The sequence below is a fragment of the Streptomyces sp. NPDC031497 genome, from assembly GCF_055580905.1.
Window position 1 is genome coordinate 106785 of the sequence record NZ_JBVIKO010000006.1, and the last position, 15176, is coordinate 121960.

17 protein-coding genes and 1 riboswitch are annotated in these 15176 nt (G+C 71.2%); of the genes, 10 read left to right on the plus strand and 7 right to left on the minus strand.

Features of this window, described 5'->3' with window-relative positions:
- Positions 1–111 precede the first annotated feature (111 nt).
- Positions 112–456 (plus strand): hypothetical protein, encoded by a 345-nt coding sequence (locus ACZ5K7_RS14285; RefSeq protein ID WP_468913370.1) that lies wholly within the window; start codon positions 112–114, stop codon positions 454–456.
- An 84-nt stretch (positions 457–540) separates the two neighbouring features.
- Here the strand turns inward: ACZ5K7_RS14285 and ACZ5K7_RS14290 are convergent, their stop codons facing one another.
- The 3 genes from ACZ5K7_RS14290 to ACZ5K7_RS14300 all read right to left on the minus strand — a co-directional run bounded on the left by ACZ5K7_RS14290 (position 541) and on the right by ACZ5K7_RS14300 (position 2028).
- Positions 541–828: a hypothetical protein gene (locus ACZ5K7_RS14290; protein WP_351693344.1), complete on the minus strand. Its 288-nt coding sequence runs from the start codon at positions 826–828 to the stop codon at positions 541–543.
- 220 nt (positions 829–1048) lie between these two features.
- Positions 1049–1336: a hypothetical protein gene (locus ACZ5K7_RS14295; protein WP_351693341.1), complete on the minus strand. Its 288-nt coding sequence runs from the start codon at positions 1334–1336 to the stop codon at positions 1049–1051.
- 206 nt (positions 1337–1542) lie between these two features.
- Positions 1543–2028: a hypothetical protein gene (locus tag ACZ5K7_RS14300; protein WP_393839466.1), complete on the minus strand. Its 486-nt coding sequence runs from the start codon at positions 2026–2028 to the stop codon at positions 1543–1545.
- Positions 2029–2491: 463 nt separating this feature from the next.
- Between ACZ5K7_RS14300 and ACZ5K7_RS14305 the strand changes: the two genes are divergently transcribed.
- From ACZ5K7_RS14305 to ACZ5K7_RS14315, 3 genes are all read left to right on the plus strand, one after another.
- Positions 2492–3256 carry a hypothetical protein gene (locus tag ACZ5K7_RS14305; protein WP_468913373.1) on the plus strand — a complete coding sequence of 255 codons (765 nt, stop codon included), beginning with the start codon at positions 2492–2494 and terminating at the stop codon, positions 3254–3256.
- A gap of 79 nt (positions 3257–3335) precedes the next feature.
- The gene (locus ACZ5K7_RS14310) at positions 3336–3611 is read left to right on the plus strand and encodes a hypothetical protein (protein ID WP_351693332.1); all 276 of its coding nucleotides are present in this window, start codon (positions 3336–3338) and stop codon (positions 3609–3611) included.
- A 228-nt stretch (positions 3612–3839) separates the two neighbouring features.
- Positions 3840–4499 carry a chaplin gene (locus tag ACZ5K7_RS14315; RefSeq protein ID WP_468913376.1) on the plus strand — a complete coding sequence of 220 codons (660 nt, stop codon included), beginning with the start codon at positions 3840–3842 and terminating at the stop codon, positions 4497–4499.
- Positions 4500–4595: 96 nt separating this feature from the next.
- Here the strand turns inward: ACZ5K7_RS14315 and ACZ5K7_RS14320 are convergent, their stop codons facing one another.
- On the minus strand, positions 4596–5093 hold the full coding sequence (locus tag ACZ5K7_RS14320) for a carboxymuconolactone decarboxylase family protein (RefSeq protein WP_468913378.1): 498 nt from the start codon (positions 5091–5093) through the stop codon (positions 4596–4598).
- 46 nt (positions 5094–5139) lie between these two features.
- Here ACZ5K7_RS14320 and pdxR point away from each other — a divergent pair, with 46 nt between their 5' ends.
- On the plus strand, positions 5140–6570 hold the full coding sequence (pdxR, locus tag ACZ5K7_RS14325) for a MocR-like pyridoxine biosynthesis transcription factor PdxR (RefSeq protein WP_468913379.1): 1431 nt from the start codon (positions 5140–5142) through the stop codon (positions 6568–6570).
- Positions 6571–6764: 194 nt separating this feature from the next.
- On the opposite strand, the gene ACZ5K7_RS14330 is transcribed toward pdxR, so the two are convergent.
- Both ACZ5K7_RS14330 and ACZ5K7_RS14335 read right to left on the minus strand, forming a co-directional pair.
- The gene (locus ACZ5K7_RS14330; protein WP_468913896.1) at positions 6765–7628 is read right to left on the minus strand and encodes a DMT family transporter; all 864 of its coding nucleotides are present in this window, start codon (positions 7626–7628) and stop codon (positions 6765–6767) included.
- 116 nt (positions 7629–7744) lie between these two features.
- Positions 7745–8686: a hydrolase gene (locus ACZ5K7_RS14335; RefSeq protein ID WP_468913380.1), complete on the minus strand. Its 942-nt coding sequence runs from the start codon at positions 8684–8686 to the stop codon at positions 7745–7747.
- Positions 8687–8994: 308 nt separating this feature from the next.
- Here ACZ5K7_RS14335 and ACZ5K7_RS14340 point away from each other — a divergent pair, with 308 nt between their 5' ends.
- From ACZ5K7_RS14340 to ACZ5K7_RS14360, 5 genes are all read left to right on the plus strand, one after another.
- The gene (locus tag ACZ5K7_RS14340; RefSeq protein WP_351693320.1) at positions 8995–9339 is read left to right on the plus strand and encodes a hypothetical protein; all 345 of its coding nucleotides are present in this window, start codon (positions 8995–8997) and stop codon (positions 9337–9339) included.
- A 7-nt stretch (positions 9340–9346) separates the two neighbouring features.
- Positions 9347–10543: a glutathionylspermidine synthase family protein gene (locus ACZ5K7_RS14345; RefSeq protein ID WP_468913381.1), complete on the plus strand. Its 1197-nt coding sequence runs from the start codon at positions 9347–9349 to the stop codon at positions 10541–10543.
- Positions 10544–10789: 246 nt separating this feature from the next.
- Positions 10790–10879, plus strand: a riboswitch (ZMP/ZTP riboswitch).
- A gap of 32 nt (positions 10880–10911) precedes the next feature.
- A complete protein-coding gene (locus ACZ5K7_RS14350; RefSeq protein ID WP_468913382.1) occupies positions 10912–12372 on the plus strand; it encodes a glycine hydroxymethyltransferase in 1461 nt (486 codons plus the stop codon).
- Between the two features lie 168 nt (positions 12373–12540).
- Complete coding sequence (gene trpS / locus ACZ5K7_RS14355) at positions 12541–13554, plus strand: tryptophan--tRNA ligase (protein ID WP_351693312.1); 1014 nt, start codon at positions 12541–12543, stop codon at positions 13552–13554.
- A 186-nt stretch (positions 13555–13740) separates the two neighbouring features.
- A complete protein-coding gene (locus tag ACZ5K7_RS14360) occupies positions 13741–14319 on the plus strand; it encodes a 2'-5' RNA ligase family protein (RefSeq protein WP_351693309.1) in 579 nt (192 codons plus the stop codon).
- 93 nt (positions 14320–14412) lie between these two features.
- Here the strand turns inward: ACZ5K7_RS14360 and ACZ5K7_RS14365 are convergent, their stop codons facing one another.
- A complete protein-coding gene (locus ACZ5K7_RS14365) occupies positions 14413–15168 on the minus strand; it encodes a decaprenylphospho-beta-D-erythro-pentofuranosid-2-ulose 2-reductase (protein WP_351693306.1) in 756 nt (251 codons plus the stop codon).
- Positions 15169–15176 lie beyond the last annotated feature (8 nt).

Sequence of the window (15176 nt, forward strand, 5' to 3'; positions counted from 1 at the left end):
AGCGGTCGGTACCGCGGCCGGGCGCAGGATGCTCTGTTTCGACCTTCTCGGGCCTGGACGCACGCCGGTAACGGCACGCGACCGGGCCTCTTTTGCAAAGGAAAGCAGCACATGTTCACTCGGCAGAAGATTGCCACCGTCACGGGGCTCCTCGGGAGTCTCGCAGCGATCTGCGTCGGCGCCGGACACGCGTACGCGGACGGACACTCGAGCGACTGCAAGACCAACGCACAGGGTGACACCGTCTGTATTCGCAAGAGCGAGGTCCACACCGACAAGGACGGCACGCACATCATCAGGCAGACGCAGAACTGCGAGACGACCGACCGGCCGAGCGCGGTGTATCCGGAGGACGGACTGCTGGGCAGCGGCTCCACGGACGCCGGGCCCGTTGTGGACTGCTCCAACAAGGCGGAGCTGCCCAAGGGCTTCGAGAAGCCGCACATCGCGTTCTGAGGGCCATTGACGCGTTTCTGAGCGCCATGGACAAAGCCCGGTGCCCCGGCCGACGGCCGGGGCACCGGGCTTTGTCGTTCCGCCTTACTTGCCGAAACTGTTGTTGCAGCCCATGTCCGAGCCGAGGTGGCTCTGCTGCGCACCGGCGTTGCCTTCGCCGTTCAGCAGGTTGCCGCCCAGGCCGTTGCCGATGCCGACCTCGCCGAGGATGTCGACGTTGCTGTCGTGCGACGTACAGGTGCTGCTCTGCCGGATGTCGAAGCTGTCGCCTCGCTTGCCGCCGCCCTGGTCGGCGTGGGCGGCGCCGGCGCCCAGGAGCCCGATGCTCCCGAATGCGGCGAAGAGGACGGCAGCCATGCGTACCTTGTGCATTTCATCTCCGGTGAGGTGAGGTAGAGGCGATCCGTGAAAGATCGGCATCCGTTGACCTGAAGGTTGATACGAAATAACCGAGATATTCCAGCGGCGCGCCGAAAGTGAGCAATTTTCGGCGACTTGGAGGTCTTTCGGCGCATACAAATGGTCCCGGCGCAGGCGGGAAGCCCGGCACCGGGACCATTGGTCAACCGACGTCTTCGCGCCGATCAGATTTTCAGAATGCGCTGTTGTTGCAGCCCATGGTGGAGCCGATGTCGGTGGCCTGGGCGCCCGGGTTGCCCTCGCCGTTCAGCGCGTTGCCCAGGACGCCGTCGAGCAGGCCGACCTCGCCGAGGACGTCCAGGTTCAGGTCGTGCGACTTGCAGTTGGAGCTCTGTGTGATCTTGAACTTGTCACCGTGCTCGCCGCCCTTACCGCCCTGGTCGGCGTGGGCCGTGCCGCCGACGAGTCCGATGCTGCCGATTGCGGCGATCAGGACGGCAACGTTGCGAAGCTTGCGCATGTCATCTCCGGGGAGTGAGTGGGTGCGATCTGTGGGAGATCGACTTATTACAGTTACGGGAGATTAGTACGAAATACGCCAAAGATGGCAACGACGCGCCGAATTCGCGATCACAAAGCGAAAGCACCCGAAAGCCGTATCGCGTCGGTACGGACCCGCCGGTCGCGATTCTCGACAACTCCCTTTCGGGCACCGACGTTTGGCGGTCACCCCTGGCGCGCGTTGGCGAGCGAGTTCGACTGGCTGTTGGCCTGGGAGCAGTCGACGCCGCGGGTCTGGGAGGCGGCGAGCAGGGCGACCGGGACGTTCGCGTCGAGCAGGGACTGCGGGCTGCACTCCTGGGACGGGCGGAACATGTTGGTCTGGCTCACCGGGGCGGCCTGTCCCTGCGCCGGCTGCGGGGCCGGCGGCGAAAGCTGCGGGTTGATCTGCGGGTTCAGCTGCGGGTTGATCTGCGGGGCGACCTCGGTGCCACGCTGCGGGGGCGCCTGCTGCTGGGTCGGCGAGCCGTAGGACTGCGCGGTCGCCTGAGCGGAGGAGAGCGAGGCGGCCTGGGCGTCCGGCTGTGAAACGGGAGGCGGCACAGCCCCGTTGTAGGCGGCGGGAGTGGCGGCGGAGCTTGGGGCGGCGCCGACGGCGGTGAGACCCCCGGCTGCTGCGACGACGAGCGCGACCCTACGAAGCTTGCGCATGGAATTCTCGGCCCTTCATTGACCTGTGCACGGAATCTGATGAAATGCTGATGAGGCAGCGCAGTTGTCGCCGTTCCTGCTGCCCTGTGCGGCTGCGGTGCACCATCGTTCTTGCCCCGTGGGGAACGAGACGCGAGCAGACCCAGAAACGGTCGCCGGTCCGTGGTCACCCATTTGCCGCAGGGTGTGCGGGCGGTGAAGTCCGCCCCGTTGGGTGGCAAATGGGTGACGGGCTTTTGGATGCCGTGACCGCAGGCAGACAATCCTCGTTCCGACGAGGAGAAGGCAGCGGCCGTGGACCTGAAGAGGTGAGGCAATCGCTGTCGGCTCCGAAGGCGAAGTCCGCGTGCTTATCGGAACTGCCGCTGCCGGTGGTGCGGTACGAGTATCACATCGAGTGCACGTGTGACCGCGCTGAATGCAATGGACTTCCCTATTCAGGTATCGAAGGGCCGAGGGTTTCATGCGCAAGCTTCACAAGGCCGCGCTCTTTGTGGTGGCGGCCAGCGGTCTGTCCGCACTCGGCGGCGGTGTCAGTCATGCCGCTCCCATCGGACAAGGCAGTCCCGCGCCGGCTCCGGCTCCGGCTCCCGAGCAGTTCGCTCCCCAGGCGGCCCCGGCGCCCGCGCCTCAGCCGGTCCAGCAGGCCGCGCCTCAGCCGGTCCAGCAGGCCGCGCCTCAGCCGGTCCAGCAGGCCGCGCCTCAGCCGGTCCAGCAGGCCGCGCCTCAGCCGGTGCAGCAGGCCGCGCCTGCGCCCGCGCCACAGCCGGCCGGTTACGCCTCCAGCACGGCCACCTCGCAGGGAGTCGCGCAGGCCGCCACGACGCCGTACCCGCAGCAGGCCGCCCCGCAGTACCAGCAGCAGGCCCCCCCTCCGTACCAGCAGCAGGCCGCGCCGCAGTACCCGCAGCAGGCCGCCCCGCCGCAACCGGTCCAGGCCGCCCCTCAGCAGCCGGCCCAGGTGGTGCCCCAGGTCACGCCCCAGGTCATGCCGCAGGTCGTGCCGCAGGTCGCCCCTCAGCTGGCCGTACCCCAGGTGCCCCAGACCACCGGCTCGCAGGGCCCGGCGATCGTCACCCCGCAGGTGAACCCCCAGATCAATCCGCAGGTGAACCCGCTCCTCAGCCCGCAGCTCGGGTCACCGGGCGTGCCGCAGCTCTCCCCGTTCGGCCTCGGACAGGTCGCTGCACCTCCCGTCGGCCAGTTGGGGCTTCCCCGGCTCGGCTGACGGCCGGCCGCGCCGGCGAACATCCGCACGTCCCGCTCGATCTCTTGCAGATTCCATCCGCTCGACCAATGGAGAACCCATGCGCACGTTCCAGAAGGCAGTCCTCGTGGGCGCCATGCTCGGCAGTGTCGGCTCCCTCGGTGCCAGCACCGCCTTCGCCCACGACGACCTGGGCCGCGACCTCGACATCACACAGGCCACCGAGTGCCGTTCGCACGACATGAACATCGAGGTGATCGGCAGCGTCGGCGCGGTCACCGGTCTGGCGGGCAACCTGCTGAACGGCGAGGGCAACCCGGGTGCACAGCAGAGCCACCTCGGTTCGGACATGGGCTGCAACAACCAGGCGCTCTGACCCCCCGCGGCTGCTCGCCCGGCCCGGACGACCGCGGCACGCCTCGTCCCGTCGACGGCCGGGCGGGCCTGCACGCCAGCCCGGCGCGACCGCATCGCCGGGATACCGCCCAAATGCTCGAAAAGCTACTACTTCTTTCGTTCTGCTTGGATTTCGCCGCTCGCGGGTGAGAGCCCGCGACGTGTCTGGAAGGGCAGGGAACCCATGAAACGGGCTACCCGAAACAGTGTGATCGCCTTCGCTGTCGCGTCTGGTGCGATGGCGGTCGCGGGCCCGGCATGGGCCGACTCCGCCGCGGAAGGGTCCGCGTCCGGCTCGCCCGGGCTGGTCTCCGGCAACGACATCCAGTTGCCGGTGAACATCCCGGTGAACGTGTGCGGGAACACCGTCGACGTGGTCGGGCTGCTCAACCCCGCGATGGGCAACCGCTGCGCCAACGAGGGTGGCAAGGACAAGGACAAGGGCAAGGGGAAGGGGAAGGAAGGGGCCACGGCCGTCGGCAGCGCCCACGACTCGCCGGGTGTCCTCTCCGGCAACAGCATCCAGCTTCCGGTCGATGTTCCCCTGAACGTCATCGGCAACAGCGTGAACGCGGTGGGCATCGGCAATCCCGTCTTCGGCAACGAGGGCGTCAACACCCCGGTCGACCATCCCGACGAGCCCGGCCCGTCCACGCCTCCCGTCCGCCACCAGCCGTCACACCCGGCCAAGGCGCACCCGGCGCCGAAGCCGCCCGCCACCGTCGTCCGGCAGCGGACGACCGGCACGCTCGCGCACACCGGAACAGGCAACCCCTGGGCGCCGGCCGCCGCGAGCCTGGCCTCGCTGACGGCCGGAGTGGTGCTGTACCGGCGCTTCCGCCCGGCGGCGGTCAGCCACGTGAGGTGATCCCGGCCGCCCCGTCCGACGGAGCCAGGCGGCGATCTCCCGGACCGCCGCCTCGGCCCGCTGCCGGAGCCCCGGCGCGCAAGACGCAGGCCTTGCTCACGCATGCTGCCCCGGCGTGTAGTGCCCCGGCACCAGACGGCAGGTCACTCCGAACCGGTTCCACGCGTTGATCACCGTGATCGCGGCGATCAGCTGCGCCAGCTCAACCTCCTCGAAGTGCTTGGCGGCCCGCTCGTACACGTCGTCCGGCACGAACCCTTCGGTGAGGACGGTCACCGCCTCCGTCAGGCCCAGCGCCGCCAGCTCCTTCTCGGTGTAGAAGTGCTCGGACTCCTCCCAGGCGCTGAGCTGGATGATCCGCTCGACGCTCTCGCCCTGCGCCAGCGCGTCCTTGCTGTGCATGTCCACGCAGAGCGCACAGCGGTTGAGCTGCGAGGCCCGGATCTTCACGAGCTCCAAGAGCTTCGGCTCGAGGCCCTTCCGGGCGGCGGTGTCCAGCCGGACCATAGCCCGGTAGACGTCGGGCACCAGCTCCGACCAGGGCAGACGGGGGGAGTGTTCGGGTGCGTACTCGGTCGGGTGTTCTGTGGTCATATCTCGACCCTAGGAGCCAGGCAGCCCAGGAGTATGGTCCATTTCCATGGGGAAAGCATGGGCCACTCTGGGCGTCGACCTCCATCTGGAACCGGCCGGTCCGGGCCTGCGCCGGGGCCTGACCGACGCCCTGCGTGAAGCGGTCCGCAGTGGCCGGCTGGTCCCCGGCACCCGGCTGCCCTCGTCCCGTTCCCTCGCCGCCGACCTGGGCATCGCCCGCAACACCGTCGCCGACGCCTACGCCGACCTGGTCGCCGAGGGCTGGCTCACCGCCCGCCAGGGCTCCGGCACCCGGGTCGCGACCAGGGAGCCGACGGCGTCGCCGCCGGGGCGGCACGGAGCGCCGTCCGCCACCGGCACGACCGCCCACCACCCCGCCTACGACCTGCGCGCCGGCCACCCCGACGTCTCCGCCTTCCCGCGCGCCGAATGGCTCAGAGCGGCCCGCCGCGCCCTCGCCACCGCCCCCAACGAGGCCTTCGGCTACGGCGATCCGCGCGGCCGCGTCGAACTGCGCACCGCGCTCGCCGCCTACCTCGCCCGTGCCCGGGGGGTACGCGCCGACCCCGGCCGCATCGTGATCTGCGCCGGGTTCGCGCACGGCCTGAGCCTGCTCGGCCGGCTGCTGCGGGCCCGCGGGGCGGACACGATCGCCGTGGAGTCCTACGGCCTCGACGAGCACTGGCGGCTGCTGACAACGGCCGGACTCCGCACCCACCCACTGCCTTTCGACCAACTCGGCACGGACACAAGGGAATTGCCCCAGGGCTTGGCCGCGGTGCTACTGACCCCCGCCCACCAGTTCCCGATGGGCGTACCGCTGCACCACGACCGCCGGGCGGCCGTCGTCGACTGGGCGCGGCGCACCGGCGGTCTGGTCCTGGAGGACGACTACGACGGCGAGTTCCGCTACGACCGCCGTCCCGTCGGCGCCCTCCAGAGCCTCGCCCCCGACGAGGTCGTCTACCTGGGCACGGCCAGCAAGTCCCTGGCGCCCGGACTGCGGCTGGCCTGGATGGTGCTGCCGCCGGGGGTGGCCCGGGAGGTGACGGAGGTCAAGGGCGGCGTGGACACCTGCGGGGCGCTGGACCAGTTGACGCTCGCCGAGTTCATCACCTCCGGCGCCTACGACCGGCACGTCCGCGCGTCCCGCTCCCGTTACCGGCGCCGCCGGGACGCCCTGGTCGCGGCCCTCGCCGAGCGCGCCCCGGAGATCCAGGTCACGGGCATCGCGGCCGGCCTGCACATGCTGCTGCGACTTCCGCCCGGCACCGAGCGCCGGGTGATCTGCGCCGCCGCCGCACAGGGCCTCGCCCTCGACGGCCTCACCCCGCGCCACCGCCACCCCGACGCGGTCACCGCACCCCTGGACGCCCTCGTCCTCGGCTACGGCACCCCCGCCGACCACGCCTGGTCGGGGGCGCTGGACATCCTGTGCACGGTGCTGTCGGACCCGGCCGTGACCGGCGTCGAATGAATCCAGGAACGAGTTGCAGGAACGAGTTGCAGGAACGATTTCCGGGGACGAGTTCCGGGACGCCGGCCCCGCATTCGATTGCCAAGAGCCGTCGACCAGCCACACCTCGTGCCCGTCCGGTTCGGCCGGGCCGGTCCCGGTGGGCGGCGCGGATGCCGGAAGGCGTGGCGCGCTCCCGGCTCAGCGGGACGGGATCACGGACGCGCCGGGCCGACGGGCTCGGGCGCTCCGGGGCCCGTGTCCGGTGCCTCGGGCGCCTCCCCGAACCGGGCCAGCGCCAGCGCCCCCGCCACGGCCACCGTGAAGCCGAGCACCCCGAGCCAGGCGAGCCCCTCCCGGGTCCGGTCCCCGAGCCACACCACGCCGACGGCCGCCGGGCCGATCGTCTCGCCGATCACCATCCCGGCCGTCGCCGTGGTCACCGAGCCGCGCTGGAGCGCCGAGGTCAGCAGCAGGAAGGCGCCGCCGCCGCCGACGAGCAGCGCGTAGGTCGCCGGGTTGGTGAGCAGCCCGCCCGGCCACAGGGTGTCGATGAGCCGCACCGACACCTCCACCACCCCGAACCCGAACCCCGCCCCGAGGCCCAGCAGCAGGGCCCGCCAGCGACCCGACAGCCGCCCGCCGACGAGCCCGAGCAGCAGCACGCCCACCGCGGTCGCGAGCATCGCGTACTTCAGCGCGTCGGACCCGGCCCGGTCGCCCTCAGGCCCCGACGCCAGCCCCAGCATCGCGAGCCCCGCGCACACCACCCCCACCGCGCCCCACTCCAGCCCGCTCAGCCGCACCCGCAGCAGCCGGGCCGCGACCACCGCGGTCACCGCGAGGCTCGACGCCAGCGCCGCGCTCACCGCGTAGATGGGGAGCGAGCGCAGCGCCAGGATCTGGAACACGAACCCCAGTCCGTCCAGCCCCAGCCCGGCGAGGTACCGCCACTGCCGCACGGCCCGCAACAGCAGCGCGGCCTCCCCGCCCGTACCGTCACCGGCCGCCCGCGCGGCCACCGCCTGCAGGACGGTCGCCGTACCGAAGCAGATCGCGGCCGCGAGGGCGCACACCATTCCAAAGAGCACAAAGGGACTGTAGGGGCTCCGGGGAGGGGAGCGGACGGTGATCGTGAGGAAAGCAAAGAAGCGGGTCCGGGGCGCACCCCGGACCCGCTCCCTCCCCTTGTGGGTCAGTTGGCGCCGGCCAGCCAGGCGGTGGCGTTGAGGGCGAGGGCGGCGTTGGTGGCGCCGCTGTCGTTCCAGCCGTCGTACAGCGTGTTGCCGGACTGTCCGGTGCCGTCGTCGATCGGGGAGCTGTCGCCCCAGAACGCGACCCGGCCACTGCCGAAGGCGGACGTCAGGAAGAAGGCGCCGGTGTTGCCCGAGTAACCGCTTCGGTACACCAGCCCCTTGACGGCGGAGTTGTCGGAGGGTTTGAGGGTCGCCGTGGTCCCGTCGGCGATCAGGCTCTTGGTGACGGTGCCGAAGCCGCCGTGCAGCACCGGGTCGCTGCTGTCGCTGACGGCCTTCGGGTAGCCGGAGCTGACGTCCAGCGTGTCGATCGAGAAGCCGAACGGGTCGGTCGAGTCGACGCTGTTGTTCGTCATCAGGTCGTTGAGGATCTCGACCGCGTCGTAGCCGTCGCTGTTGCGGTCGGCCCCGGTGTGGTCGGAGATCATGAACAGACCCCCGCCGGCCTTCACGAAGTTCATGATCGCCGTCTTCTCGGCGGTGGTGAACTTGGTGTTGGGCTCGGGCAGCACCAGCGCGTCGAACTTCGACAGGTCGGTCGTCGACGAACCGCCGTACGTGAGGGCGCTGGTCGCGGTCTTCAGGCTGTAGTCGCCGGTCTTCTGCAGGGCGACGCCCCACGACGACAGCGCGCCGGTCCAGTCCTTGTCGGAGGACGGCGAGGAGTCCTGGGAGAGCGGGTCGGGCTTGCTGGTGGAGATGATCCAGTCCGCGTTGCCGGCCTCTTCGGCGTGGCCGTCGTCGAACAGGACGCGGTAGGTGGTGGCCGCGTGGGCGGGGGCGGCCGCGGTGCCGACCTGGAGCGCGGCTCCCGCGGTGAGCAGGCCGAGCACGGTCAGGGCCGTGGTGAGTTTGTGGCGCGAGGCGGCGAAGCCGGGCATCTGTCATTCCTCCGTCGGTGGGGGGTGCGAGGGGGATGGCGGTGCGGGTGCTGCGGGGTGGTGTCTTCGCGCGTAGAGTTCGAAGTTGATCGTTCACCTACGAACAGCTGGACGGTACCCGTGGTGCGCGGCGCGGCGGCAGGACCTCCGGCGGCTTCACATGATTTTCTTACCTGGACATGACAAGTCGGGCTGGATCCGTCCGTCCAGGCTGACCGGACCCGCTCGTCTAAGCTGTCGCCGGACACCCGGCCGACGATCACTCAGCTGCCGTCGGCCCACCGCACACCACACGGGGGAACACGAACATGGCTGACGCGCGCCGGCAACTCCGCTCGGGCACGGTGATCCTCGGCGGTATGGGCCTCCTGGCCGCCGCCCTCACCGCCTGCTCCTCCGACCCCGACAAGCGCTGTGTCGACCGCAACAGCTACACCGCCGCCAAGGGCTACCAGGTCGTCTCCGACAAGAACTGCACCTCCACCAAGGCCGCTGTCAACGGCGCCTACTACTACGGCGGCAAGAAGAAGAGCGGCTGGGTCAGCGGCGGCTCGTTCACCAAGCCGGCCAAGGGCTCCGGCGGTTCGTCGAGTGGCGGCCACAGCGTCCACCGCGGCGGCTTCGGCAGCGGCCACGGCAGCTCCGGCGGCTGACCGCACGATGCGTCGCCGCACCACGGAACCCCGCCCCGACTGGCAGCGGACCGTCGAGGAACAGGGCCTGATCTACCCCCTCACCCGCCATCCGGACGGCACCCTGCGCCCGTACTGGGACGAGACCGCCTACTACGTCTTCACCCTCGACGAGGTGGAGGCGCTGGAGGAGGTGGTCGAGGAACTGCACGCCATGTGCCTGGCGGCGGCCGGCCACATCGTTGCGCAGGATCGTTTCGCCGAGCTGGGCATCACCGACCCCCGCATCCGCGCCGCCGTCACCGAGGCCTGGCACCGCCGCGCCGAACTCCCCTCCCTCTACGGCCGATTCGACCTCCGCTACGACGGCACGGGCCCGGCGAAACTCCTGGAGTACAACGCCGACACCCCCACCTCCCTGGTGGAGGCGGCCTCGGCCCAGTGGTTCTGGATGGAGGACCGCTTCCCGGGCGCCGACCAGTGGAACAGCCTCCACGAACGCCTCGTCGCCGCCTGGCGGCGGCAGGCGCGTCTGCTCCCGCCCGGCATCCCCCTGCACTTCGCGCACTCCAGTGCCGACGAACTCGGCGAGGACCTGATGACGGTCGCCTACCTGAAGGAGACCGCCGAGCAGGCGGGCCTGGACACCGACTGGATCTCCATGGAGGAGATCGGCTGGGACACCCTCTCCGGCCGCTTCGTCGACAACCGGCTCCGGTTCATCCGCAGCTGCTTCAAGCTCTACCCGTGGGAATGGCTCACGACCGACGCCTTCGCCGCCCACGTCCTCGACACCCTGGACAACGGCGGCGGCACGGGCACCACCATGTGGATAGAGCCGGCCTGGAAGATGCTGCTGAGCAACAAGGCGCTGCTGGCGATCCTCTGGGAGCTGTACCCGGGGCACCCGAACCTGCTGCCGGCGTACGTGGACGGCCCGAGGGAACTGGCCGGGACGACGGGCTACGTCAGCAAGCCGCTGCTGGGGCGGGAGGGCGCGGGCGTGCTCGTCCACCCGCCGGGTGCGGGGACCGTCGTACGCGAAGAGCCGTGCTGCTACCAGGAGCTGGCCCCCCTGCCGTCGTTCGACGGCAACCATGTGGTGCTCGGCGCGTGGGTGGTGGGTGAGGAGGCGGCGGGACTCGGCATCAGGGAGTCGCAGGGTCTGGTGACGGACGACTACGCCCGCTTCCTGCCCCACGTGATCCTGCCGTCCGCCCCCTGACCCGGCCGGGGCCGCGTCGCCGAGCGGGGCCCCGGCCCTCGTCGCGGGCGAGTGCCGGTGCCCTGAACCGTCCGGCGCCCTCAACCGTCCGGCGCCCTCAACCGTCCGGGTTCTGGATCCGCTGCGGCGGGTGCCACGGTGCCCGCCGGTGGGTCGAGCGGCCCTGGCGGCCGGCCGGGCAGGCGCGCTGCTCCGCCCGACTGGTGGACGCCACGGCCCTCGGCTCCGGCGTGCCCGGTAGTCTGACCAGCGGGCCGTGACTGGCGCGCTGGGATGGGACCGACCATCGGGGAGCGGCCCGTGTCCGATCGAGTGCCGTGCGCCTGGGCCGAACCGTGAACGCCGAACGCCATGTCCGGAGGTCCCGAATGTCCGAGCCCCGTTCCACCGAGCCCCTCTCCACCGAGTCCACCGCGTACCGCGCGGCCCTCGACGTGATCCGTGCGGTCGAGCCGCGCGTCGCCGACGCCATCGGCCAGGAGGTCCACGACCAGCGCGAGATGCTCAAGCTGATCGCCTCCGAGAACTACGCCTCGCCGGCCACCCTGCTCGCGATGGGCAACTGGTTCAGCGACAAGTACGCCGAGGGCACCGTCGGCCGCCGCTTCTACGCCGGCTGCCGCAACGTCGACACGGTCGAGGCGCTCGCCGCCGAGCACGCCCGCGAGCTGTTCGGCGCCCGCCACGCCTACGTCCAGCCGCACTCCGGCATCGACGCCAACCTGGTCGCCTTCTGGGCCGTCCTCGCCGACCGCGTCGAGGTCCCCTACCTGGCCAAGGCCGGCGCCCGCCAGGTCAACGACCTCTCCGAGGCCGACTGGGCCGAGCTGCGGCAGGCCTTCGGCAACCAGCGGATGCTCGGCATGTCCCTGGACGCGGGCGGCCACCTCACCCACGGCTTCCGCCCGAACATCTCCGGCAAGATGTTCGACCAGCGCTCCTACGGCACCGACCCGGCGACCGGCCTGATCGACTACGACGCGCTGCGCGCCCAGGCCCGCGACTTCAAGCCGCTGATCCTCGTGGCCGGCTACTCCGCGTACCCCCGTCTGGTGAACTTCCGGATCATGCGGGAGATCGCCGACGAGGTCGGCGCGACCCTGATGGTCGACATGGCGCACTTCGCGGGCCTGGTCGCGGGCAAGGTTCTGACCGGCGACTTCGACCCGGTCCCGCACGCCCAGATCGTCACCACCACCACCCACAAGTCGCTGCGCGGCCCGCGCGGCGGCATGGTCCTGTGCGACGACTCGCTGAAGGACCAGGTGGACCGCGGCTGCCCGATGGTCCTCGGCGGCCCGCTCCCGCACGTCATGGCCGCCAAGGCCGTCGCCCTGGCCGAGGCCCGGCAGCCCTCCTTCCAGGACTACGCCCAGCGGATCGTCGACAACTCCCGCGCGCTGGCCGACGGCCTGATGCGCCGGGGCGCCACCCTCGTCACCGGCGGCACGGACAACCACCTCAACCTGATCGACGTCGAGTCGTCCTACGGCCTCACCGGCCGACAGGCCGAGTCCGCCCTCCTCGACTCCGGCATCGTCACCAACCGCAACGCGATCCCGGCCGACCCCAACGGCGCCTGGTACACCTCCGGCATCCGCATCGGCACCCCGGCCCTGACCACGCGCGGCCTGGGCACGGCCGAGATGGACGAGGTCGCGGCCCTGATCGACCGGGTCCTGACGGCGACGGAGCCGGGCACGACGAAGTCGGGCGCGCCGAGCAAGGCCTCCCACGTCCTGGACGAGAAGGTGTCGACGGAGATCGCGCAGCGGGCTACGGACCTGGTCGCCGGGTTCCCCCTCTACCCCGAGATCGACCTGGGCTGATCGACGCCGTCAGGGGCAGCGCGCCGTAGGGGCGCGGGGCTGTATCGATTTGCGGCTACCGCCGCGTGGGCGCGAACGGCCCCCACCGGCCCGCAGTCCCCCGCGCCCCGAAACCACCCCACCCCTCAAGGGCCGACCACCCCCTCACCCTCTGCGAGAATGGTGGGCATGGCCTCTGATCGACCCCGCGTGCTCTCCGGCATCCAGCCCACCGCCGGCTCGTTCCACCTCGGCAACTACCTCGGCGCCGTCCGCCAGTGGGTGGCCCTCCAGGAGACCCACGACGCCTTCTACATGGTCGTGGACCTGCACGCGATCACGGTCCCGCAGGACCCCGCCGACCTGCGCGCCAACACCCGGCTCGCCGCCGCGCAGCTGCTCGCCGCCGGCCTGGACCCGGACCGCTGCACCCTCTTCGTGCAGAGCCATGTGCCCGAGCACGCCCAGCTCGCCTGGGTCATGAACTGCCTCACCGGCTTCGGCGAGGCGAGCCGGATGACCCAGTTCAAGGACAAGGCGGCCAAGCAGGGCGCGGACCGCGCCAGCGTCGGCCTCTTCACGTACCCGATCCTCCAGGTCGCCGACATCCTGCTCTACCAGGCCAACGAGGTGCCCGTCGGCGAGGACCAGCGGCAGCACGTCGAGCTCACCCGCGACCTCGCCGAGCGCTTCAACGGCCGCTTCGGCGAGACCTTCGTGATCCCGAAGCCGTACATCCTCAAGGAGACGGCGAAGATCTACGACCTCCAGGACCCGGCGATCAAGATGAGCAAGTCGGCGTCCACCCCGAAGGGCCTCGTCAACCTCCTCGACGAGCCGAAGGCGACGGCGAAGAAGGTCAAGAGCGCGGTCACCGACACGGACACCGTGATCCGCTACGACGCGGTGCTGAAGCCGGGCGTCAGCAACCTCCTCACCATCTACTCCACCCTCACCGGCAAGTCGATCGCCGAGCTGGAGCAGGAGTACGAGGGCAAGATGTACGGCGCGCTCAAGACGGACCTCGCCGAGATCATGGTCGACTTCGTGACCCCGTTCCGGGAGCGCACCCAGCAGTACCTGGACGACCCGGAGACGCTCGACTCGGTCCTCGCCAAGGGCGCGGAGAAGGCCCGCGCCGTCGCCGCCGAGACCCTGGCCCAGGCCTACGACAGGGTCGGCTTCCTGCCCGCCAAGCACTGAGCGGAGTGCCGGCGGCGCCGAGCGGGGCGCCGGGGGCGCTCGGGGCGCTCCGGGGAGCGCACGGGAGCGCTGCACATCACTTCGGCCACGGCTGCCCGGAAGGCGGCCGTGGCCGTACAGTCGATAGCCGGACGGCCGGGTACGAACCCGACACGCGTCCGACCACCACGACCGACAGGAGATGACGTGGGGACCGTAACGATCGGCGTATCGATCGCGGTCCCGGAGCCTCACGGCAGCCTGCTCCAGGAGCGGCGCGCGGGCTTCGGCGACGCCGCGGCCCACGGCATCCCCACGCACGTCACGCTGCTGCCGCCCACCGAGATTGCCGAGGGCGAGCTGGCCGCCGTCCAGGCCCATCTCGGCGAGGTCGCCGCGGTGGGCCGGCCGTTCCCGATGCGGCTGTGCGGCACGGGCACGTTCCGGCCCGTTTCGCCGGTCGTGTACGTCCGGGTGGTCCAGGGGGCGGACGACTGCGCCTGGCTCCAGCAGCGGGTGCGCGCCGCGTCCGGGCCGCTCGACCGCGAGCTGCAGTTCCCGTACCACCCGCATGTCACCGTCGCGCACGGGATCGACGAGGCGTCGATGGACCGGGCCTTCGCGGAGCTGGCGGAGTACGAGGCCGAGTGGTCCTGCATGGGGTTCGCGCTGTACGAGCAGGGTGCCGACGGTGTGTGGCGGAAGCTCCACGACTACGTGTTCGGGGGCTCCGTCGTGCCGCCTCAGGCGGGGCATGCGGAGCGGGGGACCATCGCCAGCCGGTAGCCGCGGCCCGGTCGCGGGCCGGTCGCGCCCCCGCGGCGGTGGCCGCACATCGCTACGCCCCGCGCCCCCGAAGGGGCGCCCCCGTGGCCGTCGTCAGATCGGCAGCCGTCGGAACACCGACCGCGGTGCGTGCCGCAGCGCCGCCATCACCACCCGCAGCGCCCCCGGTACCCACACCATCTCCGAGCGCCGCCGCAGACCCGTCTCGATCGCCGTCGCCACCGCCTCCGGGGTCGTGGCCAGGGGCGCTTCCTCCAGCCCCGCCGTCATCCGCGACCGCACGAACCCCGGCCGTACGACCATCACGTGCACGCCCGTCCCGTGCAGCGCGTCGCCCAGGCCCTGCGCGAACGCGTCCAGGCCCGCCTTGCTGGAGCCGTAGATGAAGTTGGAGCGCCTCGCCCGCTCCCCGGCGACCGACGACAGGACCACCAGGGAGCCGTGGCCCTGCGTCTGCAGGGCCCGTGCGCTGACCAGGCCCGCCGAGACGGCGCCCGTGTAGTTGGTCTGCGCCACCCGCACGGCCTTCGCCGGCTCCCGCTCGTCGGTCGCCTGGTCGCCCAGGACGCCGAAGGCCAGCAGCACCATGTCGATGTCGCCCTCGGCGAAGACCTTGCCGAGGGCGGTCTCGTGGGACTCGGGGTCCAGCGCGTCGAAGGGGACGGTGCGGACGTCGGCGCCCAGGGTGCGCAGATGCCCGGCGGCGTGGTCGAGCGCGGGGGAGGGGCGGCCGGCCAGCCAGACCGTGCGGGTACGGCGGGCGATCAGCCGGCGCGCGGTCGCCAGCGCGATCTCGGACGTACCGCCGAGGACGAGCAGGGACTGGGGCATTCCGAAGGCGTCCTTCATGACAGCGA